Source organism: Pseudomonas sp. R76, assembly GCF_009834565.1.
Classification (GTDB): domain Bacteria; phylum Pseudomonadota; class Gammaproteobacteria; order Pseudomonadales; family Pseudomonadaceae; genus Aquipseudomonas.
This window is the reverse complement of sequence record NZ_CP019428.1, coordinates 5,431,066-5,445,412: the sequence shown is the minus strand read 5'-3', so window position 1 is coordinate 5,445,412 and position 14,347 is coordinate 5,431,066. Positions and strand designations below refer to the sequence as shown.

Here is a 14,347-nt window from a genome sequence, read left to right as displayed (position 1 = left end):
TCAGTCGCTGGCCAATCCGCGTGCGTGCAAGTACTCGACCAGGCGCGCTTGCACTTGTTGCAGGTGCGGCAGTACCAATTGATGGCGGGCCGCCGCCGCGCAGGCATAGCCCAGCAGGTAGCTGATTTCGGTGCGCCGGGCGTTGGCCACGTCCTGATACATGGACGAGTAGTTGGCGGCAGTGGCCTGGATCACCCGTTCCACTTCACTGTGCAAATCTTCGGCGGCCGCCGGTTGGCCGCAACATTCAAGCAGCTCGGTCAACTCGGCGCACAAGGTCGCGACTTCACATTGATGCGCTTGCAGGCCGCCGTTGCGGCACTGGTACAGCACGGTCAGTGGGTTGATGGCGCAGTTCAAGGCCAGCTTGCGCCACAGGCGCGTCAGAATCTCGGTGCTCCATTCGTGGGGAATGCCGGCGGCGTGCAAGTCGTCCAGCCATAACGGTGGAGTAGGGTGGCCAACGTCCCCCAGCCAGGTGTAACCATGGCCGGCAAACACGACGCGCCAATCGCCGTCGCGAAACGCGCCTTCGGTGCTGGAAGCAAACAGGCAGCGGGCCTTGGGAAGCTGCGCGGCCACCGCGTCCTGGCTGCCGAGGCCATTTTGCAACAGGATCAGTTCGGCGTCCGGCACCAAGCGATGTTGCAGCTGTGCGATGGCGCTTTGGGCGTCGTAGGCTTTGCACGCTACCAGCAGGCGCTGAATTGGCTCGGGGCTGTCGGACGTTTCGCCGATCACCGGGTAGGTGTGTTCTACGCCGTGTTCGACCAGCGTCAGCCCGGGGCCTGCCTGATAGCTGGCCAGGCGCGCAGCATCGCGCAGAATCAGTTTCACTGGTACGCCCGCGCGGGCCAGGCGCGTGGCCCAGAGTGTGCCCAGGCTGCCTGCGCCGAGAATGTGCCAGGTGGTCGACATCAGTTTGTGCTCCGTGGGGTCGCTCACAGTGAACGGGGCGAAAGAACCGCTATAATGCCTCGGCATTTTAGCTCGGGCGCGCTCCATCTCTACTGAGCCCGCCCCTTATATTGGAGAAATGACATGCCTTCGTTCGACGTGGTATCCGAACTGGACAAACACGAAGTCACCAACGCCGTCGAGAACGCCGTCAAGGAACTGGACCGTCGCTATGACTTGAAAGGCAAGGGCAGCTTCGAATTCAAGGAAAAGGAACTCACCGTCAACCTGACCGCTGAAGCCGATTTCCAGCTGGAAGCGATGATCGAGATCCTCAAGCTGTCGCTGGTCAAGCGCAAGATCGACGCGCAGTGCCTTGAAATCAAGGATGCTTACGCCTCCGGCAAGCTGATGAAGCAGGAAGCGGTACTCAAGGAAGGCATCGACAAAGAGCTGGCGAAGAAAATCGTCGCCCACATCAAGGATGCCAAGCTGAAAGTGCAGGCCGCCATCCAGGGTGAGCAGGTACGCGTTACCGGCAAGAAGCGTGATGACTTGCAGGAAGCCATCGCCGCTCTGCGCGCCAAGACCTTCGACATGCCGCTGCAGTTCAATAACTTCCGCGACTGATGGCACATTGGGGAACCTGTGGGCGTTTTTGACGTCCCACGCCCCGGAAACAGTGCCTACACTTGAGCCCTTCGGGGCTCATTTGCGTTTTAAGGCAGTCAATAAAGCCGCACATCCGCGCAACAGGAGAAGATAGATGGATTTAAACGCTGAAGTGGATCACCTGATCAAGACCTCTGAGTCTTGGCTCCCGATGATCATGGAATATGGCAGCCGCTTTTTGCTGGCCGTGGTCACGCTGGCCATCGGTTGGTGGCTGATCAACGTGTTGACCCACCGCGTCGGGCGTTTGCTGGCACTGCGTAACGCCGACCTGGCCCTGCAACACTTCATCACCAACCTTGCCAACATCGCGCTCAAAGTGATGCTGGTGGTCAACGTGGCCTCGATGATCGGCGTGGCAACGACCTCGTTCGTGGCCGCGATTGGTGCCGCCACGCTGGCAATCGGCCTGGCATTGCAAGGCAGCCTGGCAAATTTCGCCGGTGGCGTGCTGATCCTGTTGTTCCGTCCGTTCCGCATTGGTGACTGGATCGAAGCGCAAGGCACGTCCGGTACCGTCGACAGCATCCAGATCTTCCACACCGTGTTGCGCACCGGCGACAACAAAACCGTGATTATCCCTAACGGCAGCCTGTCCAACGGCCTCATCACCAACACCAACCGTCAGCCGACCCGCAAGGTGGTGTTTGACGTGGGTGTCGACTATGAAGCCGACCTGCAGAAGGCTCGCGAAGTGCTGTTGGAGCTGGCGAAAGACCCGCGTGTATTGGCAGATCCGGCGGCAGTTGCTGTGGTGTCGACCTTGGGTGACAGTTCGATCACCGTGTCTTTGCGCTGCTGGACCAAGACGTCAGATTACTGGGACGTGGTGTTTATGCTTAATGAACTGGCGCGTGATCGCTTGAAAGGCGCGGGGATTGATATTCCGTTTCCGCAGCGAGTTATTCGCGTGATGCAGGAACCGGCGGCGAAATAACTAAGCGTTAAAGTGTATCGAACTTGGCCAATAGGTCAGGTTCGAAGCTGACGGTTAATCTCGTTAGTTAGCTTGCTAGTTATTTTTCGAAGGTAATAAAGTTGCAACAAAAAAAGCCGCTCCCTTGTAAACAGGGGAGCGGCTTTTTTGTTTAAGGCCGAAGCCTTAAGCCATCGTTGTAATTAAACGGCTAATTACAAGATGTTCAGCGGGTATTGCGCGATCAGACGCAGTTCGTCCAAGGAGGCCGAACCGTAGTAAACCGCATCGCTGGAGCGATAAGTCGCTTGACGCAGACGCAGGCTCAGGTCTTTAGCCGGGCCGCTCTGGATCACGTACTTGGCTTCGATGTCGCGTTCCCACTCTTTCGCGTTGTTAGTGACACCGTTGTCGGCGCCGCTACCCGTGACATAACGCGTCATGAAGCTCAGGCCTGGAATGCCGAAAGTGGCCATGTTCAGGTCGTAACGAGCTTGCCAGGATTTTTCGCCTTCGGCGTTGAAGTCAGAACGAGCGACGGAGTTGGCCAGGAAGATCGTGCCGCCGCCGTCTACGCCATAACCGTAGTCGCCATCACCGGTAACCTTCTGGTAGGCCAGGGTAAAGGTGTGAGCGTCGATGGTGTACGCGCCCTGCAAGCTGTAGGCACGGTTGTCGAGCTTGGTGGTGTTGTCTTTTTCTGCGCGAACAAGACCTTCGCCATCACTTTTGGTGCTGTAGATGTTGAAGTCAAAGGCCAGCGACTGTTCCTTGCTGAGGGCATGGGTCCAGTTGACGTTGGCGTAGGTCTTCTTCCAGTAGTCTTCGGTTTTTGCGTAGTAGAGGCTACCGGTCAACTCTGGGGTGAACGCGTAGACGCCGCCGATGAAGTTGGTTTCCTTCAGGCCCAGGCTGTCATGGTAAGTCGCGTTTTGCGCAGTGGAGGCCGTGAAGTGACCGCCTTCCAGTTTCAGGCCCTTGATTTCGTTGCTGGTGATCGAGATACCTTGTGGCAGCTCTGGCAGCAGACGGCTGTCATCGGACGCGAAGACCGGTGCGGTGGTGTACTGATCACCGATTTTCAGGACGGTGTCAGAGAAACGGAACTTGATTGCGCCGCCGCCTTTGGAGTAATCGTCCTGGGCACGGCCGTCGGCACCGTTAGGGAACAGGCCGGTACCGGCGTGACCCCGACCACTGTCGAGCTTGACGCCCAGCAAGCCAATAACGTCTACACCGACACCGATGGTGCCTTGGGTGAAGCCCGATTGGTACAGGGCATTGAAGCCAAGGCCTGATTCTTCGTAGATGCTTTTGCGTTCAGTGCTACCCGGTTTGACGGGTTTATAGCCGCCACCTGGTTCGTTACGGATATCGCGGCTGAAATACAGCGCACGTGTATTGATGCTGAAAGTACTGTCGTCTACAAAGCCCTTGGAATCATCTTGGGCGGACGCCATTGCGAACTGCGAGGTGCCGGCTGAAACAGCCAGGGCGATCATGCTCCACTTCATCACGCGCATCGTGATTTGCTCCTTTGGTTTTAGGAAGAGTACTGCCGTCCCACCTGTATTTTTATCTGGGCGGCTCTTTCTTTTTTGTGTCGGCGCAAAGTTATATCACGCAGACCCTATTGACGATACTGACTCATCTATCCTTTCAGCTTCTTTACGAGGCTGTCGTAAATTGCTAGTTCCATGTCGCAAATTCACAGCCCTAATGTGACAGGGCTGACAACTTAAATGCTGTTTTCAGACCCCTTTCGAAGTTTGAACTCTTCCTTGGTGCGCATTCAAACGCTGCTGTTCTTTTATCGCGAAACACCTGCTTCCAAACGGGTGCCGTTGCCGACGATACGGGTGTGAATGCAACAAGCGTGCACAAAGCGGTAACCGAATGTCATTTTTTCGTGAAAAACGTTACGGCAGTGTAAAAACCGCATAAGCACGGGCTTTTTACGTCGTTTGGTTTGGGCTTGACGCCCGGGTATTTCACCTGTGTGCAGGTACATAAAACCTGTGCCAGAGCAAAACGTTACCGGTTCACCCCGCTGAGTGGGTAGTTGGCGGATCCCTTTGAAGCACAGGTGGGTCATTTTGGTGCATCCCGCTGAGGCCCGATTTAGCGTAGCTCAAATATTCGCCCGCCTCTAAAGGGTGCAGATTTTTTATCTGCTTGCATCGAGGGTATGCTGGGTGCCTGATATTGACCTGCCGAACGGAGTGCCCGCGTGTTCGCCTTAGATCAACGCCTGCAACAAGACACATTGGTCATGGGTGACTTCCCGCTCTGTCGCCTGCTGCTGTCCAATGACTCGAATTACCCCTGGTTCATCCTGGTGCCGCGCATCAACGGTATCAGTGAAGTGTTTCAGCTGGATGTCGCCGATCAACAGACGCTGTGGAAAGAAACCACAGCCCTGGCGCAAATGCTTAACGAAGGCCTGCATGCCGACAAAATGAACATCGGTGCGCTGGGTAACGTTGTCAGCCAGTTGCATGTGCACGTGATTGTGCGTAATCGCGACGATGCCGCCTGGCCGGCACCGGTCTGGGGCAAGCACCCGGCCCGGCCGTATACCGAAGAGCAAGTGGCGGCGCTTCGCACCCGACTGCGCGCGTTATTGCCTGCCGACTTCATCTTTACCCAGGACTGAACCATGGACCTGCAAGACCGCGTCAACGACCTGGAAAGCCGCCTGGCGTTCCAGGACGACACCATCGAGACCCTCAATGACATCCTCGTCACCCAGCAGCGCGCGGTTGAGCGTCTGCAACTGCAGATGAAGGCGCTGCTCAAGCGCCAGGAAGAAATGGGTGGCCAGTTCGAGTCATCCGAAGAAGAAGCGCCGCCGCCGCATTATTAAGGCGCGCATAAAAAAACCGCGATCCAGCAGGGCTGGATCGCGGTTTTTTATTGCGCCGAGGGTGGGAATCAGCGACGCGGCAATGCCGCGATCACGTCTTCGGCTTGCAGGCCCTTGTCGCGGTTCATGACGGAGAACTCCACGCGCTGGCCTTCGACCAGAACGCGATGACCTTCGCCGCGGATGGCCCGGAAATGGACGAAGATATCGTCGCCCGAATCGCGGGAAATAAAGCCGAAGCCTTTGGAGGTGTTGAACCACTTGACGGTCCCGGTATCCCGGTTGGTCATGTCGTAGTTTTGCGACGCAGCGGCTGGGGACGAACGGTAGAAGCTGATGGCCAGGTGAAGAACGATGGCGACCACAGCAATCACCAGGCTGAGCAGGATGGCCGGGTGGCCGCCGACTTCAGGCATCGGTGCGAGGAGGGTGAGGGTTTGAACGACAACGGTCAGTACCAGCAGCGCGCTGACCAGGTTTTGCAGTTGATGACGCGTGCCTTTGTTCCAGTAAGGGATCACCGGTGCCAGCGTCAGGTTAAGAAGGCCGAACAAGGCCAGGTACAGAGCGTCGTGTTGTTCCAGATAGGGAGGGCTTCCCTGTTGCAAGCTCGGTATAAAGGACAGCAGCAACGCTGCAACGCCCGTTAGCAGGTGGACGATTTTCAACATTTTGATTAACTCACGTTAAGAAGGATCACAAGGAAGAGCTGACTGGCACGGTTCGCTTCTGAACAATGGGAGGCGTTGGGCACGTGCACGGGTATCAGCCTATGTGGCGTGCCGCAGAAATAAACGGCGCACCACACGACGTCTATTTAACAGCAAAGGCTGTGCCTACTCAAATCAAGCATTTCGGGGTGTTGCGAGCGCGTTGGCATTTCTGCGGCAAACACTTGTCCTAGAGAGGTGCGGGATTTTTGAGCAGCATTTTTAGCGTTTTCCTACTCTGCGCAAAGGCTTGCATGCCGCTGTCACGTGACCGGCAGGTGCATGCGCAGAAGGGGCGATTTGCCGCACGCCAGCGGTGTATGTCGGGCTGCACACAGCCGGCACTCTTGCTAGAGTGGTCCTGCACCTGATCAATGAATGCTCGTCAATTGAAGGGGAAAAACATGGCAATCGATATTGGTATCAGTGAAGAAGACCGTAAATCCATCGTCGACGGACTTTCACGGCTGCTGTCCGATACCTATGTACTGTATTTGAAAACCCACAACTTCCATTGGAACGTCACGGGCCCCATGTTTCGTACGCTGCACTTGATGTTTGAAGAGCAGTACAACGAACTGGCGCTGGCAGTGGACTCCATTGCCGAACGTATCCGTGCCCTGGGTTTCCCGGCGCCGGGTGCCTATTCGATCTACGCCCGTCTGTCTTCGATCAAGGAAGAAGAGGGTGTGCCCAGCGCCGAAGAGATGATCAAGCAGTTGGTGGCGGGCCAGGAGGCAGTGACGCGTACCGCGCGCGGCATCTTCCCGCTGCTCGATAAAGTCAGCGATGAGCCAACGGCGGATTTGCTGACCCAACGTATGCAGGTTCATGAAAAGACCGCCTGGATGCTGCGTTCTCTGCTCGAAAACCAGTAAATCTGCACCTGAGTGGCGCCGCCCTGGCGCCGCTCAGTGGTTTCCCCGCGCTTCCTGGCGTTGTCCTACGACTACCGACTCCCTGTCTTCTGGTCGCCCCTCGCAACCTGCTGTTTTATAGACCCACTGTTCCATGGGAGAAACCCGTGGGCTGTTGTTTGGCAATGGAGTGTCAGGTGTATGTCACGCGCAGTGGGTAATGGAGTGATGGAAACCTGTGGTTTTCATAAGATAAAGGTCGACCCCTTTGCAAAAGGGTTCGATATGGGACTGGCCAAGCCACTGTCCCGGTCGGTCAGGCTCAACGGGTTTTCCACCTGCCTGCGGCTCGAACAGATCTACTGGAATATCCTCACGGAGATCGCCAGGATCAATGCCTGCTCAGTCAGTGCGTTGCTGTCGTATGTCGACCGGGAAGTGCATTTGCGTTACGGAGGGGTGAAGAACTTCAGCGGATTGGTCAGGGTGGTGTGCGTGGTTCACGTATTAAAAGCTTGCACTACCCCGATGAGCGCCGATTAATCCGGCGGTTGCACAGCCGGCCCGCCGTCGAGGTGGGCCGGCCTTGGGGCAGAAAGCCGGCTGCGCTGCCTCGATTTACCAGATATAATCCCGCGCTTTGCTGCGCATGCCTGGGGTTTATCCACAGGGCAGGGCGTGGCGCAGTAATGATCTGATCGCCGAGACATCTCCATGCCCATGTACGACTATCAATGTGCTTCCTGTGGTCATCAGTTGGAAGCCATTCAGAAAATCAGCGCCGCGCCGCTGGTCGATTGCCCTGCCTGCCAGGCACCTGAGCTGAAGAAGATGTTGTCCATGCCGGGCTTCCGCCTGAGCGGCGGTGGCTGGTACGAGACCGACTTCAAGACCGGCGCCAAGAAAAACCTGGCAGGCGGCGACAAAGCAGACTGAGTTGAACTCTACGCGCAGGCTCCTGCATTATCCGTCCCCTGCTTAACTGTACGGTGACGAGGCGAGCCTCCACCGAATTTCGAATTACGAGAAGTGAAACCACTACCATGATGCGCAGCCACTATTGCGGCCAACTGAACGAGACCCTGGAAGGTCAGGAAATCACCCTTTGCGGATGGGTTCACCGTCGCCGCGACCACGGCGGGGTGATCTTCCTCGATATCCGTGATCGTGATGGTCTGGCCCAAGTGGTGTTCGACCCGGACCGCGCCGAGAGCTTCGCCGCCGCCGACCGCGTGCGCAGCGAATACGTCGTGAAAATCACCGGCAAGGTGCGCCTGCGTCCGGCCGGTGCCGTGAACAAGAACATGGCGTCCGGCGGCATTGAAGTGCTGGGCTACGAGCTGGAAGTGCTGAACGAGTCGGAAACCCCGCCGTTCCCGCTCAACGAATACTCCGACGTGGGCGAAGAAACTCGCCTGCGCTACCGCTTCCTGGACCTGCGTCGCCCGGAAATGGCCGAGAAGCTGCGTCTGCGTTCGCGCATGACCACCAGCATCCGCCGCTTCCTCGACGAAAACGGCTTCCTTGACGTCGAAACGCCGATCCTCACCCGGGCCACCCCGGAAGGCGCGCGTGACTACCTGGTGCCGAGCCGTACCCACGCCGGTTCCTTCTTCGCCTTGCCGCAATCGCCGCAATTGTTCAAGCAACTGCTGATGGTGGCCGGCTTCGACCGTTACTACCAGATCGCCAAGTGCTTCCGTGACGAAGACCTGCGTGCCGACCGCCAGCCTGAATTCACCCAGATCGACATCGAGACCAGCTTCCTCGATGAAAAAGAGATCATGGGCCTGACCGAACAAATGATCCGCAACCTGTTCAAGGAAGTGCTGGACCTGGAGTTCGGCGAATTCCCGCACATGACCTTCGAAGAAGCCATGCGCCGCTACGGTTCCGACAAGCCAGACCTGCGTAACCCGCTGGAACTGGTGGACGTGGCCGACCAGCTCAAAGAAGTCGACTTCAAGGTGTTCAGCGGCCCGGCCAACGACCCGAAATGCCGCATCGCCGCCCTGCGCGTGCCTGGCGGCGCGAGCATGCCGCGCAAGCAGATCGACGACTACACCAAGTTCGTCGGCATCTACGGTGCCAAAGGCCTGGCGTACATCAAGGTCAACGAGCGCGCCAATGGCGTTGACGGCCTGCAATCGCCGATCGTGAAAAACATCCCGCTCGACAACCTGAACGCGATCCTGGACCGCGTCGGCGCGGTTGACGGCGACATCGTGTTCTTCGGTGCCGACAAGGCCAAGATCGTCAGCGAAGCCCTGGGCGCGCTGCGCATCAAGCTGGGCCACGACCTGGACCTGCTGACCTGCAAGTGGGCCCCAATGTGGGTGGTCGACTTCCCGATGTTCGAAGAGAACGACGACGGCAGCTTCAGCGCCTTGCACCACCCGTTCACCGCGCCGAAGTGCTCGCCTGAAGAGCTGGAAGCCAACCCGGCAGGCGCGCTGTCGCGAGCCTACGACATGGTCCTGAACGGCACCGAGCTGGGTGGCGGTTCGATCCGTATCCACCGCAAAGAGATGCAGCAAGCGGTATTCCGTCTGTTGGGCATCAACGAAGCGGAACAGGAAGAGAAGTTCGGCTTCCTGCTCGACGCCCTGAAGTACGGCGCGCCGCCGCACGGTGGCCTGGCGTTTGGCCTGGACCGTCTGGTGATGCTGATGACCGGCGCCCAGTCGATCCGTGAAGTGATCGCCTTCCCGAAAACCCAGAGTGCTGCGGACGTCATGACCCAGGCTCCGGGCGTGGTGGATGCCAAGGCGCTGCGCGAACTGCACATCCGTCTGCGCGAGACGCCGAAGGCTGAGTAAGGCTGCTGCGTGAAAGCGCGATAAGGTTGTAAGCAGTCAAAAAGGCGCATCTTCGGATGCGCCTTTGCGTTTAAAAGAGGGAGTTCCTGCCTGGGGTGGGATTGTTAAGGTTTCTAGAGAATTTCGGAGTTGTGTTATGGCTGGCCATTCCAAGTGGGCGAACATCAAGCACCGCAAAGAGCGTCAGGATGCCAAGAAAGGCAAGATCTTCACCAAGTGGATTCGCGAACTGACCGTCGCTGCCCGCCAGGGTGGCGGTGACCCGGGCTCCAACCCGCGCCTGCGCCTGGCGCTGGACAAGGCCTTGGGCGCGAACATGAGCCGCGACATCATCGATCGCGCCGTGACCCGTGGTGCCGGCGCGGCCGACACTGACGATATGGTCGAGCTGAGCTACGAAGGCTACGGCCCGGGCGGCGTGGCGGTGATGGTCGAGTGCATGACCGACAACCGCAACCGCACCGCGGCAGCCGTGCGCCATGCATTCAGCAAATGCGGCGGCAACCTGGGCACCGACGGCTCGGTGGCCTACCTGTTCGAGCGCAAGGGCCAGATCTCCTTCGCGCCGGGCGTGGATGAAGATGCGCTGATCGAAGCCGCCATGGAGGCCGATGCCGACGACGTGGTGACCAACGAAGACGGCTCCATCGACGTATTCACCTCGTTCGCCGGCTTCTATGCGGTGCGCAACGCCCTGGAAGCCGCCGGTTTCAAAGGCACCGACGCGGAAATCGTGATGCTGCCGACCACCAGCGCCGAGCTGGACCTGGACGGTGCGCAGAAAGTGCTGAAGATGCTGGATATGCTTGAAGACCTGGATGATGTGCAGAATGTGTACTCGAACGCCGACATCCCGGAATCTGTAGCCGAACAGCTCACCTGAGCATCACGCCCCTCCACTGTGGGGACTGGCTTGGGTGGGAGCTGGCTTGCCTGCGATAGCATCACCTCGGTTTGACAGAACCACCGAGGTGTCTGCATCGCAGGCAAGCCAGCTCCCACATTCGATCTATGTTGGTCGCAAGAATTGTGTTTTTCCCACTTCGCAGGCGTTATGACTTTAATCCTAGGTATCGACCCCGGTTCGCGCATCACCGGTTTTGGCGTGGTGCAACAGACCCCGCGCGGCTGTGTGTACGTTGCCTCGGGCTGCATCCGCACCGGTGCGGGCGAGTTGGCCGAGCGCCTGCAGATCGTCTATCGCGGCGTGCGTGAAGTGATCCAGACCTACGGGCCGGTGACCATGGGCATCGAAAAGGTGTTCATGGCCAAGAACGCCGACTCTGCGTTAAAACTTGGCCAGGCGCGAGGCGCCGCCATCGTCGCCGGCGCTGAGGAAGGCATGGAGATCGCCGAATACACCGCCACTCAGGTCAAGCAGGCCGTGGTCGGCACCGGCGCGGCGAATAAGGAACAGGTGCAGATGATGGTCATGCACATGCTCAAGCTCACCTCAAAACCACAAATTGACGCCTCCGATGCCCTGGCCATCGCCATTTGCCATGCGCATACCCGCTCAAGCCTGTTGCCGCATGGTCTGGGCACGGCACGCAGTCGTGGCGGTCGCCTGCGTCTCTGATAGCATCAGCGCAATCGTTATTTCCGGTCAGGCCTTATCTGACCCCAAGCTTTAAGGATTTGAACCGTGATTGGACGCTTGCGCGGCACCCTGGCTGAAAAACAGCCGCCGCACCTGATTCTGGATGTAAACGGGTTGGGGTATGAGTTGGAAGTGCCCATGACCACGCTGTATCGTCTACCGTCGGTCGGCGAGCCGCTGACCCTGCACACCCATTTGGTGGTGCGCGAAGACGCGCAATTGCTTTATGGTTTTATTGGCAAGCGCGACCGCGACTTCTTCCGCGAGCTGATTCGCCTGAACGGCGTAGGCCCCAAACTTGCGCTGGCGTTGATGTCGAGCCTGGAGGTGGACGAACTGGTGCGTGCGGTTTCGGCCCAGGACACCTCGGCGTTGACCAAGGTGCCGGGCGTCGGCAAGAAAACGGCCGAGCGCTTGTTGGTGGAGCTCAAGGACCGCTTCAAAGCCTGGGAAGTCGTACCGAGCATGTTCGCCCTGGTGCCGAACCAGCCGGATATGCCGGCAGGCCAGGTGGCCAGCGCCGAAAGCGATGCGGTCAGCGCGTTGATCTCCCTGGGTTACAAGCCGCAGGAGGCCAGCAAAGCCGTATCGGCCATCAAGGACAAGAACCTGAGCAGCGAAGACATGATCCGCCGAGCCCTGAAGGGAATGATTTAAGTGATTGAAGCTGATCGTCTGATCGCGGCCACCGGCCCGCGCGACCGTGAAGAAGTCCAGGACCGGGCCATCCGCCCGCTGAGCCTGGCCGAGTACATCGGCCAGCCGACCGTGCGCGAGCAAATGGAGTTGTTCATCCAGGCCGCGCGCGGGCGCAGCGAGTCTCTGGACCACACGTTGATCTTCGGCCCGCCGGGGCTGGGTAAAACCACGCTGGCCAATATCATCGCCCAGGAAATGGGCGTGTCGATCAAGTCCACCTCCGGCCCGGTGCTCGAGCGTCCGGGTGACTTGGCGGCGTTGCTGACCAATCTTGAGCCGCACGACGTGCTGTTTATCGACGAGATCCACCGGCTTTCGCCTATCGTCGAGGAAGTGCTGTACCCGGCCATGGAAGACTTCCAGCTCGACATCATGATCGGCGAAGGCCCGGCGGCCCGCTCGATCAAACTCGACCTGCCGCCCTTTACGCTGGTGGGCGCGACCACCCGTGCCGGCATGCTGACCAACCCGTTGCGAGACCGTTTCGGCATTGTTCAACGTCTAGAGTTCTATAGCACGGCGGATTTGGCCACCATCGTCAGCCGTTCGGCGAGCATTCTCGGCTTGCCCCTGGACCCGGAAGGCGCGTTTGAAATCGCCCGCAGGGCACGTGGCACGCCGCGAATCGCCAACCGTTTGTTGCGTCGCGTGCGCGACTTTGCCGAGGTGCGGGCCAAGGGGCATATCACCAAGGCCGTGGCCGATCTGGCCTTGAACCTGCTGGATGTGGACGAGCATGGCTTCGATCACCAGGATCGACGTCTACTCTTGACCATGATCGAGAAATTCGACGGCGGCCCGGTAGGTGTGGACAGCCTGGCGGCGGCAATCAGCGAGGAGCGTCACACCATTGAGGATGTACTGGAGCCGTACCTGATCCAGCAGGGTTACATCATGCGTACGCCAAGGGGCCGCGTCGTGACGCGCCATGCCTATTTGCACTTCGGGTTAAACATTCCGTCACGATTGGGCGAGATACCTGTAGTAGACGAATTCCTCGATGCAGTGGACGATTAAAAAGGTCACGCAGGACGATTTATTCAAGGTTTGTGCTGTCCTAGTGGCTGGCGTCGTCATTCAGTCGTTAGAAATGTTGAATAGAATGAAAAACAGTTGCCCGGCCGGATTGGCAACCTGAGGAGTAAGCACTAGAGTATGCGCGCGCAAAACGGGGATCAGTCGTTCGCACATCGCTGTCGCGTTTATTACGAGGACACCGATGCCGGCGGCATCGTTTATTACGTCAACTACCTCAAGTTCATGGAGCGGGCTCGAACCGAGCGGCTACGGGAGCTGGGCTTTGCCCAATCCCAGCTGGCAGGGGAGGACCTGTTATTCGTCGTGCATTCCAGCGAGGCGCGTTACCACGCACCGGCGCGATTGGACGACGAGTTGCTGGTCAGCGCTGAAGTAATCGAATTGAACCGTGTCAGCCTGCGCTTTAAACAGCAAGTCAGGCGGGCAACGGATGCAACGCTGCTCTGTGAGGGGCAGTTCCTGGTGGCCTGTGTGCGCACCAATAGTTTGAAACCCCGGGCCATTCCCGAAGCTCTACGTGCGGCCTTTGCCGGCGTAAGCGGCGCGGGTAAACAATCAAAGCAGGAGATTTAGCGTGGAACCTACCGTCGTCGACCATTCCTCCATGTGGAGCCTGGTCAGCAATGCCAGTGTTGTGGTTCAACTGGTGATGCTGGTCCTGGTAGCCGCTTCGGTTACCTCTTGGGTCATGATTTTTCAGCGCAGCAACTTGCTGCGTGCCGGTCGACGTGCCCTGGAGAGCTTTGAAGAGCGCTTCTGGTCGGGTATCGACCTGTCCAAACTGTACCGTCAGGCCGGCAGCAACCCGGACCCGGATTCGGGCGTCGAGCAGATCTTCCGCGCCGGCTTCAAGGAGTTCTCCCGCCTGCGCCAGCAACCGGGCGTTGACCCGGAAGCGGTCATGGAAGGCGTGGCCCGCGCCATGCGCGTCGCCATTTCCCGTGAAGAAGAGAAGCTGGAGCAGAGCCTGCCGTTCCTCGCCACCGTCGGTTCCGTCAGCCCGTACATCGGTCTGTTCGGTACGGTATGGGGGATCATGAACTCCTTCCGCGGCCTGGCCCAGGCCCAGCAAGCGACCCTGGCCACCGTGGCCCCGGGTATCGCTGAAGCCCTGATCGCCACCGCGATCGGCTTGTTCGCTGCTATCCCCGCAGTAATCGCCTACAACCGTTTTGCCGCCCGTGGCGAAACCTTGATCAGCCGTTACTACACCTTCGCCGACGAATTCCAGGCGATCCTGCACCGTAAAGTGCACACCAGCGAAGAATAAGCA

At 58.6% G+C, this 14,347-nt stretch carries 17 protein-coding genes; 14 read left to right on the top strand and 3 right to left on the bottom strand.

What is annotated here, in order from left to right; all coding sequences use genetic code 11:
• Positions 1-918: a putative 2-dehydropantoate 2-reductase gene (locus tag PspR76_RS24585; RefSeq protein ID WP_159959481.1), complete on the bottom strand. Its 918-nt coding sequence runs from the start codon at positions 916-918 to the stop codon at positions 1-3.
• A 123-nt stretch (positions 919-1,041) separates the two neighbouring features.
• On the opposite strand from PspR76_RS24585, the gene PspR76_RS24580 reads away from it, so the two are divergent.
• Both PspR76_RS24580 and PspR76_RS24575 read left to right on the top strand, forming a co-directional pair.
• Entirely contained in the window at positions 1,042-1,527 is a 486-nt protein-coding gene (locus PspR76_RS24580) for a YajQ family cyclic di-GMP-binding protein (protein WP_003175814.1), read from the top strand.
• Between the two features lie 136 nt (positions 1,528-1,663).
• Complete coding sequence (locus tag PspR76_RS24575) at positions 1,664-2,506, top strand: mechanosensitive ion channel family protein (protein WP_159959479.1); 843 nt, start codon at positions 1,664-1,666, stop codon at positions 2,504-2,506.
• 194 nt (positions 2,507-2,700) lie between these two features.
• Here the strand turns inward: PspR76_RS24575 and PspR76_RS24570 are convergent, their stop codons facing one another.
• A complete protein-coding gene (locus PspR76_RS24570) occupies positions 2,701-4,008 on the bottom strand; it encodes an OprD family porin (protein WP_159959477.1) in 1,308 nt (435 codons plus the stop codon).
• 707 nt (positions 4,009-4,715) lie between these two features.
• Here PspR76_RS24570 and PspR76_RS24565 point away from each other — a divergent pair.
• Both PspR76_RS24565 and PspR76_RS24560 read left to right on the top strand, forming a co-directional pair.
• Positions 4,716-5,141, top strand: a complete 426-nt coding sequence (locus PspR76_RS24565) for an HIT domain-containing protein (RefSeq protein WP_159959475.1) — start codon at positions 4,716-4,718, stop codon at positions 5,139-5,141.
• Positions 5,142-5,144: 3 nt separating this feature from the next.
• A complete protein-coding gene (locus tag PspR76_RS24560; RefSeq protein ID WP_159959473.1) occupies positions 5,145-5,351 on the top strand; it encodes a SlyX family protein in 207 nt (68 codons plus the stop codon).
• 68 nt (positions 5,352-5,419) lie between these two features.
• On the opposite strand, the gene PspR76_RS31485 is transcribed toward PspR76_RS24560, so the two are convergent.
• Positions 5,420-6,022, bottom strand: coding sequence for a cold-shock protein (locus tag PspR76_RS31485; protein WP_083356990.1), 603 nt, complete (start codon positions 6,020-6,022; stop codon positions 5,420-5,422).
• A gap of 443 nt (positions 6,023-6,465) precedes the next feature.
• Between PspR76_RS31485 and PspR76_RS24550 the strand changes: the two genes are divergently transcribed.
• The 10 genes from PspR76_RS24550 (at position 6,466) to tolQ (ending at position 14,344) form a co-directional block, all read left to right on the top strand.
• Positions 6,466-6,939 carry a Dps family protein gene (locus PspR76_RS24550; protein ID WP_003193874.1) on the top strand — a complete coding sequence of 158 codons (474 nt, stop codon included), beginning with the start codon at positions 6,466-6,468 and terminating at the stop codon, positions 6,937-6,939.
• A gap of 180 nt (positions 6,940-7,119) precedes the next feature.
• On the top strand, positions 7,120-7,461 hold the full coding sequence (locus tag PspR76_RS24545) for a ribbon-helix-helix domain-containing protein (RefSeq protein ID WP_159959471.1): 342 nt from the start codon (positions 7,120-7,122) through the stop codon (positions 7,459-7,461).
• Positions 7,462-7,632: 171 nt separating this feature from the next.
• Positions 7,633-7,854, top strand: coding sequence for an FmdB family zinc ribbon protein (locus PspR76_RS24540; protein ID WP_017139808.1), 222 nt, complete (start codon positions 7,633-7,635; stop codon positions 7,852-7,854).
• Positions 7,855-7,961: 107 nt separating this feature from the next.
• The gene (aspS, locus tag PspR76_RS24535) at positions 7,962-9,737 is read left to right on the top strand and encodes an aspartate--tRNA ligase (protein ID WP_159936978.1); all 1,776 of its coding nucleotides are present in this window, start codon (positions 7,962-7,964) and stop codon (positions 9,735-9,737) included.
• A gap of 136 nt (positions 9,738-9,873) precedes the next feature.
• Positions 9,874-10,620: a YebC/PmpR family DNA-binding transcriptional regulator gene (locus PspR76_RS24530; RefSeq protein ID WP_159959469.1), complete on the top strand. Its 747-nt coding sequence runs from the start codon at positions 9,874-9,876 to the stop codon at positions 10,618-10,620.
• Positions 10,621-10,791: 171 nt separating this feature from the next.
• Positions 10,792-11,316 carry a crossover junction endodeoxyribonuclease RuvC gene (ruvC, locus tag PspR76_RS24525; RefSeq protein ID WP_016975450.1) on the top strand — a complete coding sequence of 175 codons (525 nt, stop codon included), beginning with the start codon at positions 10,792-10,794 and terminating at the stop codon, positions 11,314-11,316.
• Between the two features lie 66 nt (positions 11,317-11,382).
• The gene (gene ruvA / locus PspR76_RS24520) at positions 11,383-11,994 is read left to right on the top strand and encodes a Holliday junction branch migration protein RuvA (RefSeq protein ID WP_025854761.1); all 612 of its coding nucleotides are present in this window, start codon (positions 11,383-11,385) and stop codon (positions 11,992-11,994) included.
• Positions 11,995-13,053, top strand: a complete 1,059-nt coding sequence (gene ruvB, locus PspR76_RS24515; RefSeq protein WP_159959467.1) for a Holliday junction branch migration DNA helicase RuvB — start codon at positions 11,995-11,997, stop codon at positions 13,051-13,053. It abuts the gene before it with no gap.
• 138 nt (positions 13,054-13,191) lie between these two features.
• Positions 13,192-13,647, top strand: a complete 456-nt coding sequence (gene ybgC / locus PspR76_RS24510) for a tol-pal system-associated acyl-CoA thioesterase (RefSeq protein ID WP_071484353.1) — start codon at positions 13,192-13,194, stop codon at positions 13,645-13,647.
• Position 13,648: 1 nt separating this feature from the next.
• Positions 13,649-14,344 carry a protein TolQ gene (gene tolQ / locus PspR76_RS24505; protein ID WP_003209819.1) on the top strand — a complete coding sequence of 232 codons (696 nt, stop codon included), beginning with the start codon at positions 13,649-13,651 and terminating at the stop codon, positions 14,342-14,344.
• Positions 14,345-14,347 lie beyond the last annotated feature (3 nt).